Genomic DNA, 19,015 nt, shown 5'->3' with positions numbered 1-19,015 from the left:
CCAGGAAGACCTAACGGAGTCCTGCGAGGACCGACCTGACGTCACGGAACGGTGTCTGGCCGTATTCACGGTAGGGAGGCGACTCCGCGTACCGGAAGTGATCGCGCACCGCTGTCCGCGCGGCCTCGGGGTCCCCGGACTCCAGCGCCTCGACAATCGGGTCGTGCGAGCCGATGCCCCACTGTTCCCCGCTCTCCGGCTCCGGGGGGATGGAGCTGACGATGATCAGCTCCTGAAGCGGTTCGATCAGCAACTCCAGCGCGGGCAGCCGCAGTGCCCTGATGATCGACAGGTGGAACTGCAGGTGCTCCTGATGCGCCGTCGGCCAGTCCTTGGCCCGGACCCCGTCCTCGAACCGCCGCAGATGCCCGCGAAGCGGCCGCAGCGTCTCATCGTCACGCACCCGCGCAGCCTCGGCGGCAAGCGTTGACTCGAGCGTGACCCGGGCGGCGAGAACCTCGCCGATGGTGACGTCCGAACGCTGCATCCGCAGCGTCAGGGCGGTGGTGAGGATGTCGTCGCGCGGGACGGCGACAAAGATGCCGTGCCCCTGCCGCACCTCGACCAACCCCATGGACGACAGCGTCCGCAGAGCGTCGCGCACGACGCTCCGGGAGACCCCGAGCGATTCCGCGAGCGATTCCGCGGTGGGCATCCGGCTGCCCGGTGCGTACTCCTCGTGCACGATCGCCTGTCGCAGTTGTGCCACGACCTGGTCGCTGAGCCTGCCCACTCGTTCTCCTCGGTGTCCTCGTATGACGGCCCTACGCCGGTGCGGAACTCCACGCGTGACGGCGTCAGCGCCGTCGGAGGTGATCGTACTGGCAGGGCCTTGTCAGCGGAAAGCATCATACCTATGCTCCATTTCCATCATAGGTATGATCCTTCCGCCGCTCGCCGGTGGGGACCTCTGCTCGTCAGAGCATCGACACAGGAGTGAGCAGATGAGAGTTCTTCACGGCATCGCCGCGACGGCTGTCGCGATGGCGGTGCTCGGGACAAATGGCTGCACCAACGACGACAGCGCCGGTGCAGGCACCGGCGCGCGACCCGAGAACGCGGGTCTGCCCTCCGCACCGCTCGCGGTGAAGAGCGCGGTCGACTCGACGTTGCGGGCGAGGTTCCCCAAGCACATCCGGACGAGCGGCGTGCTGCGCGTCGCCGCCGATCCCAACTATCCGCCGAGCGCGTTCAAGAGTTCCTCAGGGAAGATCATCGGTGTCGGCGCCGACTTCGCCTCTGCCATCACGGCCAAGACGGGCCTTCGTTTCCAGTGGGTCCAGGTGCCCTTCGACGGGATGCTCGCGGGTCTGAAGGCACACCGTTTCGACGCCAGTTGGTCCGCCTGGACGGTCACCCGCGAGCGCACGGAAGTGCTGAACCTGGTCACCTACCTCGAAGGAGGCACTTCCGCACTGGTCAAGGCCGGGAACCCCAAGGGGATCGAGAAACCGCTCGACCTGTGCGGACGCACGATCGCCGCACAGACCGGCACCACCCAGGCCCAGGGCAACATGGACAGCCTGCAGCACCAGTGCAAGGCGGCGGACAAACCGGCGCTCAAGCCGATGATCGTGCCGCAGCAGACCAACGTCAATCAGGCGGTCGCCACCGGGCGCGCGGATGCGATGCTCGCCGACAACTCGGCGGTCGCCTACCAGGCGAAGCTCCAACCCGATCTCTTCAAGTCCGTGGACACCATTCTGATCAGCCCGGAGCCGGTCGGCGTCGCGGTGCCCAAGAAGGACTCGCAGCTGGCCGACGCGCTCGCGGCGACCTACAACGCTCTGATCGCCGACGGCACTTACCCGAAGATCCTCAAGCGCTGGGACATCACCAACGCCGCGATCACGAAGTCCCAGGTCAACCGGGTGACCTCATGAGCGGATCCACCGACACCCGTTTCCACCACGACCGGGTCGACCTGGCGGATCTCGTCGCCATCGCCGATCACGAACCGGTCCGGCGGCGCGCTGCCGGGCAGAAGGTCGGCGGGGCCGTGATCCTGGTGCTGGCCGGTTTCGTCGTCGCGATCCTGGTCACCAACCCGGGCTTCGACTGGCCGACGGTCGGCCGCTACCTCTTCGACGTCAGTGTCCTCGAGGGCATCGCCGTGACACTGGAACTGACGATCGCCGCCATGTCGGTCGGCATCGTGTGCGGTGTCGTCCTCGCCGTGCTGCGTCAGTCGGGGGGCCCGATCCCCCGCTTCGCGGCGACGCTCTACATCTGGTTCTTCCGCGGTACGCCGGTACTGGTCCAGGTGCTCTTCTGGGGGTTCGCCGCATCGCTGTTCCCGCGGATCGGGCTGGGCATCCCGGGTGGCGGGTTCCTGGTGAGCTGGGATACCAACGAGGTGATCCCGATCTTCGCGGCGGCGGTGCTCGGCCTCGGGTTCAACGAGGCCGCGTACGTCGCGGAGATCGTCAGAGGCGGACTGCTCAGCGTGCCGGCGGGGCAGTCGGAGGCCGCGGACGCACTGGGCCTTGGGCGGCTTGCGACCCTGCGGTTCGTCGTCCTGCCGCAGGCGATGCGAGCGATCATCCCACCGATCGGGAACCAGTTCATCTCGATGCTGAAGATGACCTCTGTCGTACTGGTCATCGGCGTCGGGGACCTGCTCGAATCGGTGACCCAGATCTATTCGCGCAACTACCGGCAGATCCCGCTGCTGATCGTCGCAAGCATCTGGTACCTGGTCATGACCACGCTGCTCACTCTGGTGCAGGCGCGTCTGGAGAAGCGGTTCGGCCGCAGCCTCAGCCGAGTGGGGGGCGCCCGATGACCGATGTCGCGACCGGGCCGGTGATCCGGGCCCACGACGTGCACAAGAGCTTCGGCAGCCTCGAGGTGCTGAAGGGGATCGACCTGACCGTGGAGCGCGGCGAGGTGGTGTGCCTGCTGGGAGCCTCGGGTTCGGGCAAGTCCACCTTCCTGCGCTGCGTCAATCACCTGGAGACCGTCGACCGCGGATTCATCCTCGTCGATGGGCGGTTGATCGGCTCCGATCTCGTCCGCGGGCGCCTGCATGAGGCACGTCCCTCGGTCGTCACCGAGCGCAGGTCCCGGATCGGAATGGTGTTCCAGCAGTTCAATCTGTTCGGACACATGACCGTGCTGGAGAACGTGATTCTGGCGCCCATGCGGGTGAAAAAGGAGGCCCGGGAAGTCGCCGTAGAGCGCGCCGTCCGGCTGCTGGGGCGGGTCGGGCTCGGGAACAAGCAGGACTCCTACCCCGCCCATCTCTCCGGCGGGCAGCAGCAGCGCGTGGCGATCGCGCGGGCGCTGGCGATGGAGCCGACCCTCATGCTCTTCGACGAGCCGACCTCCGCGCTCGACCCCGAACTCGTCGGCGAGGTCCTGGACGTGATGCGGTACCTCGCCGCCTCGGGGATGACGATGATGGTGGTGACGCATGAGATGGGGTTCGCCCGTCAGGTCGCCGACACCGCGGTCTTCATGAGTGAGGGCCGCATCGTCGAGCAAGGGCCACCGGAAAAGGTCATCGGCGCACCGGACCACGAACGCACTCGTGCCTTCCTGGGGAAGGTACTGTGACGGCCCGGGAAACACCGGCACGGCGGGTCACCGAGCGAATCGAGCGGCTCGCTCCCCAGCTGACAGAGCTGAGCCGAATGATCCATGGGCTGGCCGAGCCGGGGTTCGCCGAGCACAGATCCGTCGCCGCCATCGCCGAACTGGTGACGGCGCACGGGCTCGAAGCGCGGGTGGGCGTTCACGGCATGGAGACCTCGCTCGAGGCCTGTGCGGGTGATCCGGCCGGTCCCCGGATCGCGATCCTCGCCGAGTACGACGCGCTGCCCGGCATCGGGCACGGCTGCGGGCACAACGTCATCGCCGCGGCGGCGACCGGAGCGTTTCTCGGACTGCTCGACGTGGTCGGCGAGACGGGCGGCTCGGTCGTCCTGCTCGGCACACCGGCCGAGGAGAACGGCTCCGGCAAGGAAATCATGGCCCGAGCCGGAGCGTTCGCGGGAATCGACGCCGCGATCATGCTCCATCCGGCCAACTGCGACGACACCCACTTCGCCGCGCTCGGGCTGCGTTCGGTCGAGGCGGCCTTCCACGGGATCCCGGCCCATGCCTCGGCCCGGCCCGAGGCCGGCCGCAACGCTCTCGACGCCGTGGTCGCCGCCTATCAGGGTGTAGCCGCCCTGCGTCAGCACATGCCGCGGACCGACCGCGTGCACGGAGTCATCACCGAGGGGGGCGAGGCCGCCAACGTCGTGCCCGCCAGGGCGTCGCTGCGGCTGCTGATCCGCTCCCCCCAGCTGGACTCGCTCCTTGCTCTGAGCGAGCGGGTACAGCGCATCCTCGCGGGTGCCGCGCTGATCACGGAGACCAGGCTCGACGCGGTGTGGGACCGGATCCAGCCATGCCTGCCGGTGCGCGGTAACGACGCGCTCTCCACCCGCTTTGGCGTGCATATGGCCGGGCGCGGGCGGACCCCGGGCGCGCCCCGGAGTCCCCAGGGCTCGACCGACCTGGGCAACATCAGCCTGCGCGTTCCGGCGATCCATCCCACCCTCGCCATCGCGCCGCCGGAGGTCGCGCTCCACACCGTCACCTTCGCCGGGTACGCGGGCTCGGAGCGGGGCGACCGGGCGGTCGTCGACGGGGCGGTGGCCCTGGCCCTGACCGCGCTCGACTTCCTCACCGACGCCGAGCTACGGGAGCGCGGCCGCCTCGAGTTCGAGGCCGCCGGCGGTGTCGTGGACGTACCGGCTCTGCTCACGCCTCCCGGCGGGCAGCCGGGAACATCGGAAGGGTCTTGAATGAACCAGGACGACCGCGGGCTCGCGACCAGGTTGCTGCACGGCCGGGGAGCGAACCCGCTGGGGGCAGTCGCGGCTCCGATCTTCGACACGGCGTCGTTCGCCATGGCGGACATGGCCGCCCACAAGCGGACCGTCGAGGACCCGTCGGTCCACGACTACTACTCGCGGGTCCGCAATCCGACCGTCGCCGCACTCGAGTCGACGCTGGCGTCGATCGAGTCGGCGCCACGCGCGCTGGCCTTCGCCTCGGGGATGGCGGCGATCACGACGGCGCTGCTCGCACTGGGCCGCCGCGGGGGGCACTTCATCGCGTCCGACCAGTTGTTCGTCAACAGCCGGGAGTGGCTGGCGCACGACCTTCCGGACTTCGGATGCGAGGTGACGTTCGTCGACCTGACAGACCCGACGGCGCTGGAGGCCGCGTTCCGGCCCACCACCCGCGCGGTGTTCTTCGAGGAGTTCACCAACCCGCTGCTCGACGTTCTCGACATCGAGGCCATCGTCGCGATCACCCATGATCACGACGCGCTGGCGGTGGTGGACAACACCTTCGCCACGCCGGTGCTGATCCGGCCGCTGGAGCTCGGCGCCGACATCGTGATCCACAGCGCGACGAAGTACTTGGCCGGGCACGGCCGGGTGCTGGCCGGGGCACTGGCCGGTAGCGGACCGGCCATGGACGCGATAGCGGTGATGCGCCGCAGACTGGGGACGATCATCACCCCGCACAACGCGGCCGCCGTCATGGAGGGGATGAGCACGCTTGAACTGCGAGTCGACCGGGCCAGCGCCACCGCGCTGCGACTCGCCGAACTCGCCGACGCCCACGATGCGACGAGCACGGTCAACTACCCGGGGCTCCCGAGCGCACCGGCGCACGAGCTCGCTCGCCGGCTGACGGGTGGCCACCGCTTCGGCGGGATGCTCTCGTTCGCACTGCTCAGGCCGGAGCGCAAGGCCGCGGTCTACGACGCCTTCACACGGTTCATCAGGGCCACCAGCCTCGGTGACGTCGTGAGCCTGGTGGACTCCGTGGACGATCCCAATGTCCTGCGCCTGTCCGTCGGCATCGAGAGTGCCGACGACCTGCTTGTCGACCTGGAGAAGGCACTCGACGCGGCGCTGTGAAGCGACGAGGCCCGCCCGGAGCGGCTCGGCCCCTGACCGCCATGTCGGAAGACGACGATGGCACGGAGGTCCGTGAAAACCCGTTGGCGGACCACGGCGACCACTGGTAGCTTTCCGGAGGCCGTGCGAGACAACGAGGAGGTGGTACCCGTGAACACACTACTGACATGGGTGCTCCCCTCTGGGGTCACGGTCGGGCGATAGGTCGTCCGGGAGCGCCGTTCACGAGCACTCCCGAAAGGCAAGACCATGCGATTCACTTCCGAACAACGCCTCGACGACGGCGTCCTCGAACGCGAATTCACCCTCGGCGAGGTGCCCGGCATCCTGTGGACGCCCGGATCCGCATCCGCACCGGCGCCGCTGATCCTGCTCGGCCACCCCGGCGGACTGCACAAGATGTACCCCCGGCTGGTGGCCCGCGCCCGGCACTCCGCGGCGGAGGGCTTCGCCGCGGCCACCATCGAGCTCCCCGGAAGCGGTGACCGGCCCCGTTCCGCCGCCGCCGAGCAGGCCCGCGCCGACCTGCGCCGGGCGCTGGAGGCCGGCGAGCCGGTCGACGACGCGATCGTGGACCGGCTCGTCCTCCCGCTGGTCGAAAAGGCGGTCCCGGAGTGGCAGGCCGCCCTGGACGCCCTCCTTCCGCTGCCCGGGATCGGCGGCCCGGTCGGGTACTCGGGAGGAGTGATCGCCATCGGGACCCGGCTGGCGGTGGTCGAGCCGCGCATCTCGGCCGCCGTTCTGTTCGCCGGGAGTTTCGTGCCTCGCGCCCTGTTCGAGGAGGCCCGGCGGGTCACCATTCCGCTGCACGTCCTGCTCCAGTGGGACGACGAAGGGAACGACCGGCAGCGGGCCCTGGACCTGTTCGACGCCTTCGGCTCCAAGGAGAAGACTCTGCACGCCAATCTGGGCGGGCACACCGGCGTCCCGCAGTTCGCGGGGGACGCGGCGGCCCAGTTCTTCACCCGGCATCTGAGCTAGCCGCCGCCCACCCCGGCCGTCAGGCCGGCAGCAGACGGTAGGCGGTGTCGGCCGGGCGGCGCCCGGCCGACACCGCCTCCATCAGCCGGGCTCACGCAGTACGGCACTCGGCCCGTACCTTGCGGATCGCCGGGCAGGCGACCGACGCGAAGGAGCGCAGCAGGGTCACGGCACCACCGGATCGCGCGGTGCGCCGCGACGTTCCGGCGCGGCCCGCCACAGCATGTCGCCGATCCGTTTCACGGCGCCCACCGCGGCGCCCCGGCGCCACACGAACAACAGTGGGGAGGTGGCACCGCCACCCGCGAGCGGAACGAACCGCACACCGGCCCGCGGGGAGCGGGCCACCGCCGAGGAGACCAGGGCCACCCCGTCACCGGCCGCCACCAGCCCGAGGAGCAGTTCGGTCGCGGTGGCCTGGTACCGGATGCGCGGGGTGAAACCGGCCCGTGCGCAGCCATCGAGGAGCACGGGAAGCAGACCCTGCCTGACGTCCCGCCGGTACACGACGAAATCCTCGTCGGCGAGGGCGGACCACTCGATGGGCGATCCGCCGTGCGGATGCGCGGACGGCAACGCCATGACCAGCGGGTCGTCGAACAACGGCCGTACCAGGACATCGGCGTCGGCGGCGACCGGGCCCCGCACCACGGCGCAGTCCAGTTCGCGGGCGTACAGCCCCGCCAGCAAGTCGGAGGTGTCCCCCTCCCGCAGCTCCCATTCGTCCTGCGGATGTGTGCGGCGGATCTCGTTGACGACCGAGGGGAGCAGTTCGAGGGCGACCGCCTCGACGGAGCCGAGCACCAGGGCGCGGCGAAGCCCCCGGGCCACCTGGGCCGCCTCCTGGACGGCGCGGCCCCAGGACGTCAGGGTCCGGGCCGCCTCGGCGTGCAGCACCTCGCCCGCGGGGGTGAGCGCGACATGGCGCGAGGTGCGGTCGAACAGGGGGACGCCGACGACCTTCTCCAGCGCCCGCACCTGCCGGCTCACCGGTGGCTGGGTCATGGCCAGCCGCTCGGCGGCACGGCCGAAATGCAGTTCCTCGGCAACTGCGAGGAACACTCTGAGCTGCTGGAACGTCGGATCCATTCCCATTCGGGAATGGATAGCACGCCAAGAGGAATTGGACAACGGTTTCCGTCGACCCGAAAGTGGAGCAACCTTCGGACCGCGACACGACGGGTGTACGGCGAAGGGGATCCCGCCCTCTCCCCGATCTTCGGCAACCGTGGAGCGCCCATGCCATCCTCAGTCCCCTCCACACCGCCCGGTACGCCTCCGAGCGTCCGGCGCCCCCTGCTGGCCGGAGCCGCCGGCAACTTCGTCGAGTGGTTCGACTTCGGTGTCTACGGTTTCCAGGCCACCGTCATCGCCACCGCGTTCTTCCCCGGTCACGATCCGACCGCGGGGTTGCTGGCGACCTTCGGCATCTTCGCGGTGGCCTTCTTCATACGTCCCGTGGGCGCCGTCGTCCTCGGCAGGCTCGGCGACCGGGTCGGCCGGCGTGCCACGCTCTCCCTGGTGGTGCTGATGATGTCGGGCTCCACCGCTCTGGTCGGGGTGCTGCCCACCCACGCGTCCGTCGGGACACTCGCCCCGGTGCTCCTGCTCGTCCTCCGGCTCGTGCAGGGCTTTTCCGCGGGTGGCGAGTACTCGGGGGCCTCCGCCTTCGTGGTGGAGTACGCCCCGCGCGAGCGCCGGGGGCTGTACGCCAGCGTCCTGTCGATCTCCACCAACGCGGCGTCCCTGTGCGGTCTCGGCCTGGCCGCGCTGCTGACGCAAGCGCTGGGCGACACGGCGATGCAGTCGTGGGGATGGCGGATCCCGTTCCTGCTCGCGCTGCCGCTCGGCCTGGTCGGGCTGTATCTGCGGCTCCGGGTCGACGACACTCCCGAGTTCCTGGCCCTGCGGCGTGACGCCGAGGTCGAGTCCGCCCCGCTGAAGGCGACGTGGCACGGTCAGCGGCGGGCCATCGGCGTGGTGTTCGGCGTGGTGACGTTCAACGCGGTCGCCTTCTACGTGCTCGGCAGCTACTGGCCCACCTACCTGACGAGCGTCGTCGGGCTTCCCCGGACCACCGCGCTGTGGTCGTCGGCCGCCACCTATCTGGTGCTCATCGCGCTGGTGCCGGTGTTCGGCCACCTGTCGGACCGGTACGGGCGGCGTCCGCTGATGACGTACGCGGCGGGCGGGCTGACACTCCTGGCCGTGCCCGCCTTCCTGCTCTCCTCGGTCGGCGGATTCTGGCCCGCTTTCGCCGGTCAGCTGCTGTTCGTGTCCGTCGCGGGCGCGACCGGGCCGGTGGTGACGGTGTTGCTGGTGGAGATGTTCCCGACCCACATCCGCTACACGGCCTCGTCCATCGGCTACAACCTGTCGTATCTGGTGTTCGGCGGCACCGCCCCCTACGTGGCGACGTTTCTGATCTCCCATACCGGGTCGAAGCTGTCTCCCGCGGTGTACATCACCGTGATCGCGCTGGTATCGCTGCTGGTCATCCGGTTCTGCCTGCCGGAGACCGCGCCCCGCGCCGTGAAGCCGGCGGCGGAGTCCGCCGACTCCGGGGCGGTGACCGTGTCGTGAACGATCTGCTCGTCTCCGGAGCCGCCGTCGTGGACGGCACCGGCACGCCGCCCTTCGCCGCCGACGTGCTGGTACGTGGCGAGCGGATCGAGGCCGTCGAACCGCCCGGCAGCGTCGAACCGGCCGGGCGGCGGGTGCTGCGGGCCGGCCCGGGGCAGATCCTCACGCCGGGGTTCGTGGACGTCCACTCGCACAGCGACAACGCTCCCCTGCACCCGACCGTCGACCCGTCCAAGCTCGTCCAAGGGGTGACCACGGAGGTGGTCGGCAACTGCGGCTTCTCGCTCGCCCCGGTCGGCGACCCGCATACCTTCACCGGATTCGCCGAGCAGGTGTGGCCACCGCTGTCGCCGTCCTGGCGCGACCACGAGGGGCTGTTCGCGGCCGCCGAGGCGGGCGGCCACGTCACCAACCATGTCCCCCTCGTCGGACACGGCACCCTGTGGACCGCCGCCGACGGCGATCCCGCCGTCATGCGCCGGATGCTGCGCGAGGCACTGGCGGCGGGCTGTTTCGGAATGTCCACCGGACTGGCCTACGCACCGGGCGCCGCCGCGGACACCGGACACCTCCTGGAAGTGTCCGCCGAACTCGGCGGGGACGACGTGTACGCCACGCACCTGCGCAGCGAGGGCGCCGGGCTCGACGCCGCGGTGGAGGAGGCGCTGACGGTCGGCCGCACGGCGGGCTGCCGCGTGCAGATCTCGCACATCAAGGCGTCGGGCCCGCGGCGCTGGGGACGGCTGCCCACCGTCCTGGAGCGGCTGGACACGGCGCGCGAGGGTGGCCTCCGCGTGGGCCAGGACGTGTATCCGTACACCGCGTCCTCCACCATGCTCTCCGCCGCCCTGCCGCCCTGGGCCCATGAGGGAGGCGCCGAAGGGCTCCTCGCCCGGCTGGCGGACCCGGCCGGGCGAGCGGCGATCCGTGCCGCGGTCGAGGGCGGCGAGGACGGCTGGGACAACCATGTGGCCGCCGTGGGGTACGAGGGGATCACGGTCGCCAGCACGGCCTCGGGCACCCACGACGGACTGCCGCTGCCGGAGGTCGCCGACCGCCTGGGCTGCGATCCCTTCGAAGCGCTGGTCCGCGTGGTCGCCGGCGAACGCAACCGCGCCAACATGATCGTGGAGTGCATGGATCCGTCGGACGTGGCCGCGGCGCTGCGCCACCCGCACACCACCATCGGCACGGACGCCGCGCCACCCGGGTTCGGCGGCCATCCGCACCCACGGGCGTACGGCACCTTCCCGCGGGTCCTCGGCCGGTACGTCCGGGAGGAGGGCCTGCTGACGCTCCCCGAGGCGGTGGCCGCCATGACCTCCCGCGCCGCCGACGCGTTCGGGCTCGGCGGGCGCGGCCGCATCGTCCCCGGAGCCTTCGCCGACCTGGTGCTCCTCGACCCGGCCGTGGTCGCCGACCTGGCCACGTACCGCACCCCGGTCGTGTCACCAACCGGTGTGCACACCGTGCTGATCGCGGGCCGCGAGGTGGTCCGGGCCGGCATGCCGACCGGACTCCGGGCAGGCCGCCGACTGGAGCCGCCCCGCTGACGGTCGGCACACCCCCGCGTTCCACCATCCCCCACAACCGAAGGACACCCCGTCACACCATGAGCAGCATCCCCCTCCCCGACCCGCACAGCGCCCTCGACCTGCTGCGGGACATGATCCGAGTCGACAGCCGGACCGAGACACCGGGGGAAGGCGAACTCGCCCGGCGCCTGGTGGCCCGTATGCGCGACGCCGGCCTGGAAACGGAGTTGATCCCGGTCTCCCCCGGCCGCTTCAACGCGGTCGGGCGGCTGCGCGGCACCGGTGGCGGGGAAAGCCTGATGTTCAACGGCCACCTGGACACCAACCCGCTCACGGAGGGCTGGACCGTCGACCCCTGGGGCGGGGTGACCGACGACCGCTTCGTGTACGGGCTGGGCGTGTCGAATATGAAGGCGGGGTGTGCCTCGTACCTCGCCGCGGTGGAGACCCTCCTGGCCCATGGGACACGGCTGCGCGGCGATGTCGTCCTGACCTTCGTCGTCGGCGAGCTCCAAGGCGGCGTCGGAACGCTGAAACTCATCGACGAGGGGCTGCGGGCCGACCACTTCGTCAACTGCGAGCCGACGGACCTCAACGCCCTGACCCTGCACGCCGGTTCGGTGGACTTCAGCGTCGAACTCACCGGTGCCACCCGCCACCTGTCCAAGCGGGAGGAGGCGGTGGACGCCATCATGGCCGCCTGCGAACTGATACCCCGGATCAACGCCATGACGTTCGGCGGTGCGGCGACCCCCGAGCACCGTGTCGTGAACCGGGCCAACGTCGGTGTGATCCGCGGCGCCCTGTCCCGGGAGTTCAACGAGGCCAGGCCCCCTCAAGTCGCCGACGTCGTACGCCTGTCGGGGGCCGCCCGGTTCGCCCCCAGCCAGAACCCGGAGGATGTCCTGGGAGACATCCGGCGCCTGATCGAGACCGAGCTGCTCCCCCGCTTCCCCGGCCTCGGAGCCGAGGTCGGGCGGCACGGCCCGGCATCCGGAAAGCCCGACTTCCCGCCCTTCGCCGCCGACCTGGACTCACCGGTGGTCCGCGCCGTCGCCGCCGCCCACCACGAGGTACGCGGAACCGATCAGGCCAACGGCCCGTTGACGCCCTACTGCTTCTACGGCAGTGACGCGGGACATCTGATGCACTCGGCCGGCATGTCCGGGGTCGTCTGCGGTCCGGGCGGACGCTACAACACGATGCCGGACGAGCGTGTCGACATCGTCGACTACCTGGACGCGGTCCGCATGCACCTCGCCACCATGCTGCGCATCTGCGGAGCCGCTGACACCGCCGATGGCCACAGCGGAGCGGCACGGCCGTGAGGTGAGGAGCCCCGCCCTCGCGCCTGGTCTGTCGCGCCGCCCGATAGCGGGTCATATGCCTCCCATCCCGGAGTTGGCGAGGCCGTTGATGAATCTGCGCTGCAGCAGGAGGAAGAGAATGAGCATCGGCGCGATCATGATGAATCCGGCCGCGCTGATGAGCGTGAAGTTCTGGGTGAAGCCCTGCTGAAAGGTGAAGAAGGTCGTCGACAGCGGCATCTTGGAATCCGACTGGATCATCGTCACCGCGAACAGGAACTCGTTGTAGGCCGACAGTCCGGTGGTCAGTGCCACCGTAAGGATTCCCGGAACAGCGTTCGGCAGGACGACCTGGAGGAAGACCCGCAGTTCACCGGCCCCGTCCACCCGGGCGGCCTCCTCCATCTCGCGCGGGATTCCCAGCAGGAACGAGCGCAGGAGCAGGGTGCCGAACGGGGAGAACAGCCCGCAGTAGATGAGGACCAGCCCGATCCGGGTGTCGTAGAGGCCGGCCCGTGCCCACATGTAGAACAGCGGGACGAGGAACATCTGGGAGGGCAGCGCGCTGGAGACGAGCAGATAGGTCATGAACGCCGAGGCCCCGCGCACCTTGAGCCGCGCCAGGGCATAGGCGGCGAGGCTCGCGACCACGCACGTGATCGCCACGGTGCCGAGGACGATCTGCAGCGAGTTCCACAGGCCCGCACCCATGTTGGCCTGGGACCACGCCGAGGTGAAGTTGCTCCATGTCCAGCTCGTCGGCAGTCCGAGGGAGTCGGCCGCGTACTCGCTGTTCGTCTTGAGCGCGTTGAAGAAGAACAGCACGATCGGGCCGAGGGAGAAGATGGCCAACGCCGTCAGCGCGACGTACACAGCGGTACGGCCGATCGGGAACCCGCGGCGCCGGCCCCTGGCCGGTGCCGTGCCACCACCCCGCGCTCCGCGGGCCGACGTGTCCGGTGATACGGCGACGCTCATGTCTCCCACTCCCTGGTCTTGCGGATCACGAGGTAGACGGTGACCACCACGCCGCTGATGAACGCCATGACGATGCCCGTGGCGGAGGCGTAGCCGCCCTGGAGGTTGGAGAAGGCGTTGCGGTAGGCGACGGTCGACAGCAGGTCGGTCGAGCCGGCCGGCCCTCCCTGGGTGAGGATGTAGACGTAGTCGAAGGCGAGGAACGACCAGATGATCGTCATCAGGCCGAGGAAGGCGAAGGTCGGCCGGATGGCGGGCAGGGTCACCGCGAAGAACTGCCGGGTCGCACCGGCGCCGTCCATGGTGGCCGCCTCGTACAGGCTCGGGTTCACGCCCTGCATCGCGGCCAGGAACACCACGACCAGAAAACCCCACCAGGCCCAGTTGTTGACGAACTCCACCGACCACAGAGCCAGGTGCTGATCACCGAGCGGATTGATGTGCAGCAGGTTTCCCAGGCCGTTCTGCGGGTCGAGGATACTGCGCCAGATGGACGCGTTCACCACGCTCGCGACGATGTACGGGATGAAGTACAGGGTGCGGAACAGCAGCCGGAAGCGGCGGATCCGGGACAGGGCATAGGCCCCGAACAGCCCCATCGCCATCGGCACGATCAGGAAGAAGACCGTCCACAGGACGTTGTGCTCCAGCCCCTGTACGAACTCGGGGTCCCGGAGCAGGTTCCGGTAGTTCTCCAGGCCGATGAAGTTCGCCTTGGAGCTGATGCCGGTCCAGTCGGTGAACGAGTACCAGACGGAGAAGGCACTCGGGACGAGGACGACGAACAGGTTGAAGGCGATCAGCGGCAGCAGGAACAGCCAGCCGGAGACCCTGCGGTCGCGCAGCCGGGCGAGAACGCCCGGACGGTGCGGAGCCGGAATCCGGGACACGTCCGGTCCGGCTCCCGCCGCGGCGGTGGATTCTGAAATCGTCATGACAGTCCTCCACCCGGCTTCGGGGCCACCGGCACCCGGCCTTCGGCTCTCTCCCTCGAGAAGCGGGACTCGATGCCCGCGCAGTACGCCTTCGCGCTCAGCCGGCCGGTGATGACGTTCTCGAAATAGTCGATCATGTAGGTCTCGGTCTGCTGGGGGAAGAACGTCCAAGTGGTGTAGCCGATGGACCTCGCGGCCGACAGCTGCGAGTACAGCCGGACGATCCGCGGGTCCGCCTCGGCGGAGAAGTCAGCCGCCGAGATGTGGATGGGCGGCGGCTCGAAGTTCATCCGCTCGACGCCGGCGATGATCGTCTTCAGGTCGGTGGTGAGGAAGTTGAGGTAGTCGGCAGCGGCCGCGGTGTTCCTGAAGTTCGTGTTGATCCCGACGGACTGGCCGATCGCCAGATCCCAGACGATCCGCGGAACGCCCTTGCCGAGCGACGGCACGGTCGTCCAGTCCCATGTGGCGTCGTTACCCGCCGCCTTCCCGAAGTAGCTGCCCAGGTTCGAGAAGTCCCAGGTACCGGAGAGCATCCCGGCCGCCTTGCCCGAGGCGAGCTGCTGGTAGGTGGTGGGGAAGTTGTTCGTGAAGTAGAGGTCGACGCCACCTCCGAACCACCCTTTCTTGAAGTACGTGGCCAGCCGGTCGATCGCGTCCACGAAGACGGGGTCGGTCCACTTGGTCTCGCCGCGCAGGGCCGAGTGCACCGCTTCGGGGCCCGCGCCATGGTTCAGTCCGAGGCCGACGAACCACTCGTTGGCGCCCTTGTAGTCGGCATTGCCCGCGGACAGCGGGACGTGCCCCTTGCCCTTGGCCTCGGAGCAGAAGCTCTCGAACTCCTCCAGCGTCTTCGGCGGGGCGAGGCCGAGCTTGTCGAGCGTGGCCGGGTTCCAGTAGAAGACCATGGTCTCGTACGAGGCGGGCAGCGTGACGAGCTTGCCGTCGACCTGGGAGGCGCTCAGCGCCCAGGGCGCGAACTTGTCCGTCCAGCCGTAGTGCCGCACGTATGGCCCCAGGTCGGCGAGATAGCCGGCGGACCAGTACGAGGAGACGAAACTCGACGGCCCGGGTGTGACGATGACCGACGGTCCCGAGCCGGCGGCCAGCGCCGTCTGGATCAGGCGGTCGATCGTGCTGTCGGCCTTGGGGCTGAACCGCACGGGGTACTTGCCCCGGTAGCCCTCGGCGAAGTGCTTCCGGAAATAGTCGTTCTGCTGCGCGTCCGCGAGGTTGTTCCAGATCGTGATGGCATCGTCGGAGCCACCCGGATCTGTCGACCCGCACGCGCTCAGCAACGCCATCGCCCCCAGGGTGCCGCCGGCGCCCAGGAGTTGGCGACGTGAGATCGTGGCCATCCTCATCTCCGTTGCTAGAGGGGTTTGCTGGAGCGGCCCGTCCCGGGTGGACGGGCCGCGGCCCGTCAGCCTGTTTGGGCGAAGCGCACGGTGCGCGCGGCCAGATCGGAGATGACGGAGTCGTCGAACCCGAACAGCGCCGAACGGGTCCGGTCGTGCAGGGGCTCGATCAGGTGTTCCGGGAGCCCCGCCGTGCCGGTGAGGATGCCCGCGACCGAGCCGACCGTGGCACCGTTGGAGTCGGTGTCCCAGCCGCTCATGACGACCTTGCCGACGGCGCTCGTGTAGTCGCCCTCGCACCACAGCAGGGCCGCGGTGACGGCGGCCGCGTTGTTGATGGTGTGGATCCATGAGTACTGGCCGTAGGCCGCGTGGATCTCGTCGAGCGCGGCGTCCCAGGTCAGCCCCTCGGAGCGGAGCCGGACGACGTGGCTGAGGGCCTCGTGCAGGCGGGAGCGGGGCGGCACCACGGTGAGCGAGGCGTCCACGGCCTCGGCCGCGTCCGACGCGGTGAAGGCGCTCGCAACCAGGGCGGCGGCCCACATCTCGCCGTAGACGCCGTTGGCCGTGTGGGAGAGCGCGGCGTCCTGGTGGGCCAGCGCGGCGGCGGCCGCGGGGTCGCCCGGGTTGACGTAGCCGAAGACGTCGGCACGGATCTGCGCGCCGATCCACTCGCGGTAGGGGTTGCGGAAGCGGGCGACCTGCGGAACCCGCAGCCCGTTGCTCAGGTTGAGGTATGCCGCGCGCTCGGCGGTGAAGATCTGCCGCAGCGGGAACAATTCGGTCCAGGCCGTGCCCACGTGCTCCGGGCGCAGCCCGCGGCCGTGGGTCTCCAGCAGATGCAGGCCGAGGATCGTGTAGTCGATGTCGTCGTCGCGTGCCGAGCCGTCGATGTTCCCGCGCGTGGTCTCCGGCCAGCAATCGCGGAACGTGAAGCCCTCCGGCTGGGGGTCGAGGGCGACGATGTAGTCGGTGAGCGGATAGGAATCGGTGAACTTCAGGTAGTCGCGGATGCGCTCCACGGTCCAGTGGTCGCCGTCCTCGACGGGCTTGCCGAGGTTGCAGCCGGCGACGCGGCCGAGCCAGGCCGCGTGCACCTGGTCGTGGTAGCGGTCCTTGTCGTGGGCGACGGCCCGCGCGGGCGACACGGAGACCTGGATGTCATCGAGCGACTCGGGCTCCTCGTAGGTCCAGCCGGGCAAGCGGGTGCTGTCGCGCATGCCGTCGACCAGCGCGAGCAGGGCATCGCGGTCCTCCGGATCGGTGGCGTTGGCCGCGCGCACCACGTCGTCGACGTCGTACCAGGTCTCGCGGCGCTGGGCGACCTCGTCGGCGAGGAGATCCTTCGGCCGACACGCGTCGGTGGCGGTGTGCCGGTATGCCTCGTCGAGCTCCACCGAGGAGCCGACCGGAGTCTGTGTCATGGGTTATGCGTCCGTTTCTCTGTGTGCATTTTCTGGGTGCATTTTCTGGTGCATTTTCTGGGCGCAAATCGTTTTGCATCCGTTTTGCATCCGGTGGAGACGGTGCGGTGCGAATCCGGACCGGCTCGCAGGGCGGGGAATGAAAGGAGATCAGGCTGACTGTCTGACGACCAGCCGGGTCGGCAGGACGGTTCGTTTGCGGGGCACGTCCGGGCCGTTCTCCACACGCCACAGGATGGTGCGTGCGCAGGCGTCACCGACGGCCGCCGCGGGGTTGACGACGGTGGTCAGCCGCGGCGAGACGAGAGCGGCGGTCTCGATGTCGTCGAATCCGACGATCGCGACGTCCTCGGGCACCCGCAGGCCGGCCGCGTGAGCCGCCTGCACGGCACCGATCGCGATGAGGTCGTTGGCGCAGAGCACGGCACGCGGCCGGTCGGGGCCGGCCAGCAGGCGGGCCGTCGCCGCGGCTCCGCCCTCGCGGTCGAAGGGGGAGTGCTCGATCCACCGGTCGGGCACCTCGATGCCCGCGGCGGTGACGGCGGCCCGGAACGCCTGCAGCCGGAAGGCGTCGGTGGAGGTGCCCGGTGCCCCGTCGACAAAGCCGAGTTCGCGGATCCCCTGGCGCACCAGGTGGTCGACGGCCTCGCCGAGCCCGCGGGTGTCGTCGGTCAGCACGGAGTCCGCCGGGATGTCGCCGTACTCGTCGGTGGTGATGACGAGCGGCATGGCGGGGCCGACGACCTCGCGCACCTGGGCGGCGGAGAGCGCCATGGGCTGCATGACCACCCCGTCGACCCCGCGGGCCACCATCTCCTCCAGGAGCCTGCGCTCCGTGGCGGCATCGCCGTCGGTGTTGCCGATGAAGGAGACGTACCCCTCCCCCGCCAGGACGTCGTGGATCGCGCGCGCCAAGGCGGGGTAATACGGGTTCGCGATGTCGACGAGCAGCAGCGCCACCGACTGGGTCCGTCGGCTACGCAGCCCCCTCGCGACCATGTTGGGTCGGTAGTTCTGCTGCTCGACGGCCTCCATGACGCGCTTGCGAGTGGCGGCGGAGACGGCGCGCTTCCCGCTGAGAGCATGCGACACCGTGGTGGGGCTGACCCCGGCGGCGGCGGCAACGCTCTCGATGCTGGGGCGGTCGTTCCTGCGCGTCATTGCGTCATCCGTTCGAACCTTGCGGATACAAAACGTTTTGCGTCCGGTTCGGCTTACCGTCGGGCATGGGGTCTGCCCGTGTCAACACCCTTGCGGCACATCCTTGGCATCAGCGTCGACATGGACCTGCGGTCGTCCCGACGTGGCGGTCGGCGACCGCGGGATCGGGCGGGCACGGAATTGTTCAGCGTCTCTGTGCGCTGATGTACTCGGAGGGTATGGGATGCCGACGGTGTGCGAGCCGACCAGCCCGAGTGACCGAGGCGACAGACATTGGAGGGGCCGACAATGGCAACGCAGATGCGGCGGGCCGTGCTGGCGGGCGGATGTTTCTGGGGAATGCAGGACTTGATCCGCCGGCTCCCGGGGGTGGCGGCGACCCGGGTCGGATACACCGGGGGCGATGTGGCCAACGCTACGTACCGTAACCACGGGACCCACGCGGAGGCCATTGAAATCCTTTTCGACCCCGAGAAGACCGACTTCCGCGCGATCTTGGAGTTCTTCTTCCAGATCCACGACCCGAGCACCGAGAACCGCCAGGGCAACGACATCGGCCTCAGCTACCGCTCGGCGATCTACTACGTGGATGACGAGCAGAAGCGGATCGCCGAAGACACCATCGCGGATGTGGATGCCTCCGGACTGTGGCCGGGCAAGGTCGTCACCGAGGTCGAGCCAGTGGGCCCCTTCTGGGAGGCCGAGCCCGAGCACCAGGACTACCTGGAGCGCTACCCCGACGGCTACACCTGCCACTTCCCGCGCCCGGGATGGCGGCTGCCCGCCCGCGCGAAGGGCTGACCGCTCGCCGTCGTCACCTTTCTGC

General features: G+C 69.5%; 17 protein-coding genes. 10 read left to right on the top strand and 7 right to left on the bottom strand.

Features of this window, described 5'->3' with window-relative positions; translation table 11 throughout:
• Positions 1-10 precede the first annotated feature (10 nt).
• Positions 11-733 carry a FadR/GntR family transcriptional regulator gene (locus J2Z30_RS21700; RefSeq protein WP_052701107.1) on the bottom strand — a complete coding sequence of 241 codons (723 nt, stop codon included), beginning with the start codon at positions 731-733 and terminating at the stop codon, positions 11-13.
• A 211-nt stretch (positions 734-944) separates the two neighbouring features.
• Between J2Z30_RS21700 and J2Z30_RS21695 the strand changes: the two genes are divergently transcribed.
• From J2Z30_RS21695 to J2Z30_RS21670, 6 genes are all read left to right on the top strand, one after another.
• Positions 945-1,883 carry an ABC transporter substrate-binding protein gene (locus tag J2Z30_RS21695; protein ID WP_209468777.1) on the top strand — a complete coding sequence of 313 codons (939 nt, stop codon included), beginning with the start codon at positions 945-947 and terminating at the stop codon, positions 1,881-1,883.
• Entirely contained in the window at positions 1,880-2,785 is a 906-nt protein-coding gene (locus J2Z30_RS21690) for an amino acid ABC transporter permease (protein ID WP_078956384.1), read from the top strand. The genes J2Z30_RS21695 and J2Z30_RS21690 overlap by 4 nt, the downstream gene beginning before the upstream one ends.
• Positions 2,782-3,558, top strand: a complete 777-nt coding sequence (locus J2Z30_RS21685) for an amino acid ABC transporter ATP-binding protein (RefSeq protein WP_044566726.1) — start codon at positions 2,782-2,784, stop codon at positions 3,556-3,558. Before J2Z30_RS21690 ends, J2Z30_RS21685 begins: the two co-directional genes overlap by 4 nt.
• Positions 3,555-4,796, top strand: coding sequence for an amidohydrolase (locus J2Z30_RS21680; RefSeq protein ID WP_044566727.1), 1,242 nt, complete (start codon positions 3,555-3,557; stop codon positions 4,794-4,796). Before J2Z30_RS21685 ends, J2Z30_RS21680 begins: the two co-directional genes overlap by 4 nt.
• Complete coding sequence (locus tag J2Z30_RS21675; RefSeq protein ID WP_044566729.1) at positions 4,797-5,927, top strand: trans-sulfuration enzyme family protein; 1,131 nt, start codon at positions 4,797-4,799, stop codon at positions 5,925-5,927.
• Positions 5,928-6,176: 249 nt separating this feature from the next.
• Entirely contained in the window at positions 6,177-6,908 is a 732-nt protein-coding gene (locus tag J2Z30_RS21670; protein ID WP_044566731.1) for a dienelactone hydrolase family protein, read from the top strand.
• A 165-nt stretch (positions 6,909-7,073) separates the two neighbouring features.
• Here the strand turns inward: J2Z30_RS21670 and J2Z30_RS21665 are convergent, their stop codons facing one another.
• Positions 7,074-8,003, bottom strand: coding sequence for a LysR family transcriptional regulator (locus J2Z30_RS21665; protein ID WP_078956385.1), 930 nt, complete (start codon positions 8,001-8,003; stop codon positions 7,074-7,076).
• A 144-nt stretch (positions 8,004-8,147) separates the two neighbouring features.
• On the opposite strand from J2Z30_RS21665, the gene J2Z30_RS21660 reads away from it, so the two are divergent.
• The 3 genes from J2Z30_RS21660 to J2Z30_RS21650 are packed head-to-tail and all read left to right on the top strand — an operon-like array spanning position 8,148 to position 12,354.
• On the top strand, positions 8,148-9,491 hold the full coding sequence (locus J2Z30_RS21660; RefSeq protein WP_044580682.1) for an MFS transporter: 1,344 nt from the start codon (positions 8,148-8,150) through the stop codon (positions 9,489-9,491).
• Positions 9,488-11,044, top strand: coding sequence for an N-acyl-D-amino-acid deacylase family protein (locus J2Z30_RS21655; RefSeq protein WP_044566733.1), 1,557 nt, complete (start codon positions 9,488-9,490; stop codon positions 11,042-11,044). Before J2Z30_RS21660 ends, J2Z30_RS21655 begins: the two co-directional genes overlap by 4 nt.
• A gap of 59 nt (positions 11,045-11,103) precedes the next feature.
• On the top strand, positions 11,104-12,354 hold the full coding sequence (locus tag J2Z30_RS21650) for a M20 family metallopeptidase (protein WP_044566735.1): 1,251 nt from the start codon (positions 11,104-11,106) through the stop codon (positions 12,352-12,354).
• A gap of 51 nt (positions 12,355-12,405) precedes the next feature.
• Here the strand turns inward: J2Z30_RS21650 and J2Z30_RS21645 are convergent, their stop codons facing one another.
• The 5 genes from J2Z30_RS21645 to J2Z30_RS21625 all read right to left on the bottom strand — a co-directional run bounded on the left by J2Z30_RS21645 (position 12,406) and on the right by J2Z30_RS21625 (position 18,189).
• Positions 12,406-13,311, bottom strand: coding sequence for a carbohydrate ABC transporter permease (locus tag J2Z30_RS21645; protein ID WP_052701109.1), 906 nt, complete (start codon positions 13,309-13,311; stop codon positions 12,406-12,408).
• Entirely contained in the window at positions 13,308-14,246 is a 939-nt protein-coding gene (locus J2Z30_RS21640; protein ID WP_209468776.1) for a carbohydrate ABC transporter permease, read from the bottom strand. Before J2Z30_RS21640 ends, J2Z30_RS21645 begins: the two co-directional genes overlap by 4 nt.
• Positions 14,243-15,604 (bottom strand): ABC transporter substrate-binding protein, encoded by a 1,362-nt coding sequence (locus J2Z30_RS21635; protein ID WP_044566737.1) that lies wholly within the window; start codon positions 15,602-15,604, stop codon positions 14,243-14,245. Before J2Z30_RS21635 ends, J2Z30_RS21640 begins: the two co-directional genes overlap by 4 nt.
• A gap of 65 nt (positions 15,605-15,669) precedes the next feature.
• The gene (locus J2Z30_RS21630; RefSeq protein WP_308279997.1) at positions 15,670-17,028 is read right to left on the bottom strand and encodes an ADP-ribosylglycohydrolase family protein; all 1,359 of its coding nucleotides are present in this window, start codon (positions 17,026-17,028) and stop codon (positions 15,670-15,672) included.
• Between the two features lie 150 nt (positions 17,029-17,178).
• A complete protein-coding gene (locus J2Z30_RS21625; protein WP_044566739.1) occupies positions 17,179-18,189 on the bottom strand; it encodes a LacI family DNA-binding transcriptional regulator in 1,011 nt (336 codons plus the stop codon).
• 288 nt (positions 18,190-18,477) lie between these two features.
• On the opposite strand from J2Z30_RS21625, the gene msrA reads away from it, so the two are divergent.
• The gene (gene msrA / locus J2Z30_RS21620) at positions 18,478-18,990 is read left to right on the top strand and encodes a peptide-methionine (S)-S-oxide reductase MsrA (RefSeq protein WP_044566741.1); all 513 of its coding nucleotides are present in this window, start codon (positions 18,478-18,480) and stop codon (positions 18,988-18,990) included.
• Positions 18,991-19,015 lie beyond the last annotated feature (25 nt).

Source organism: Streptomyces iranensis (assembly GCF_017874715.1).
Taxonomy (GTDB): domain Bacteria; phylum Actinomycetota; class Actinomycetes; order Streptomycetales; family Streptomycetaceae; genus Streptomyces; species Streptomyces iranensis.
The sequence above is the reverse complement of the archived record's forward strand: the minus strand, read 5'-3'. Positions and strand labels throughout refer to the sequence as shown.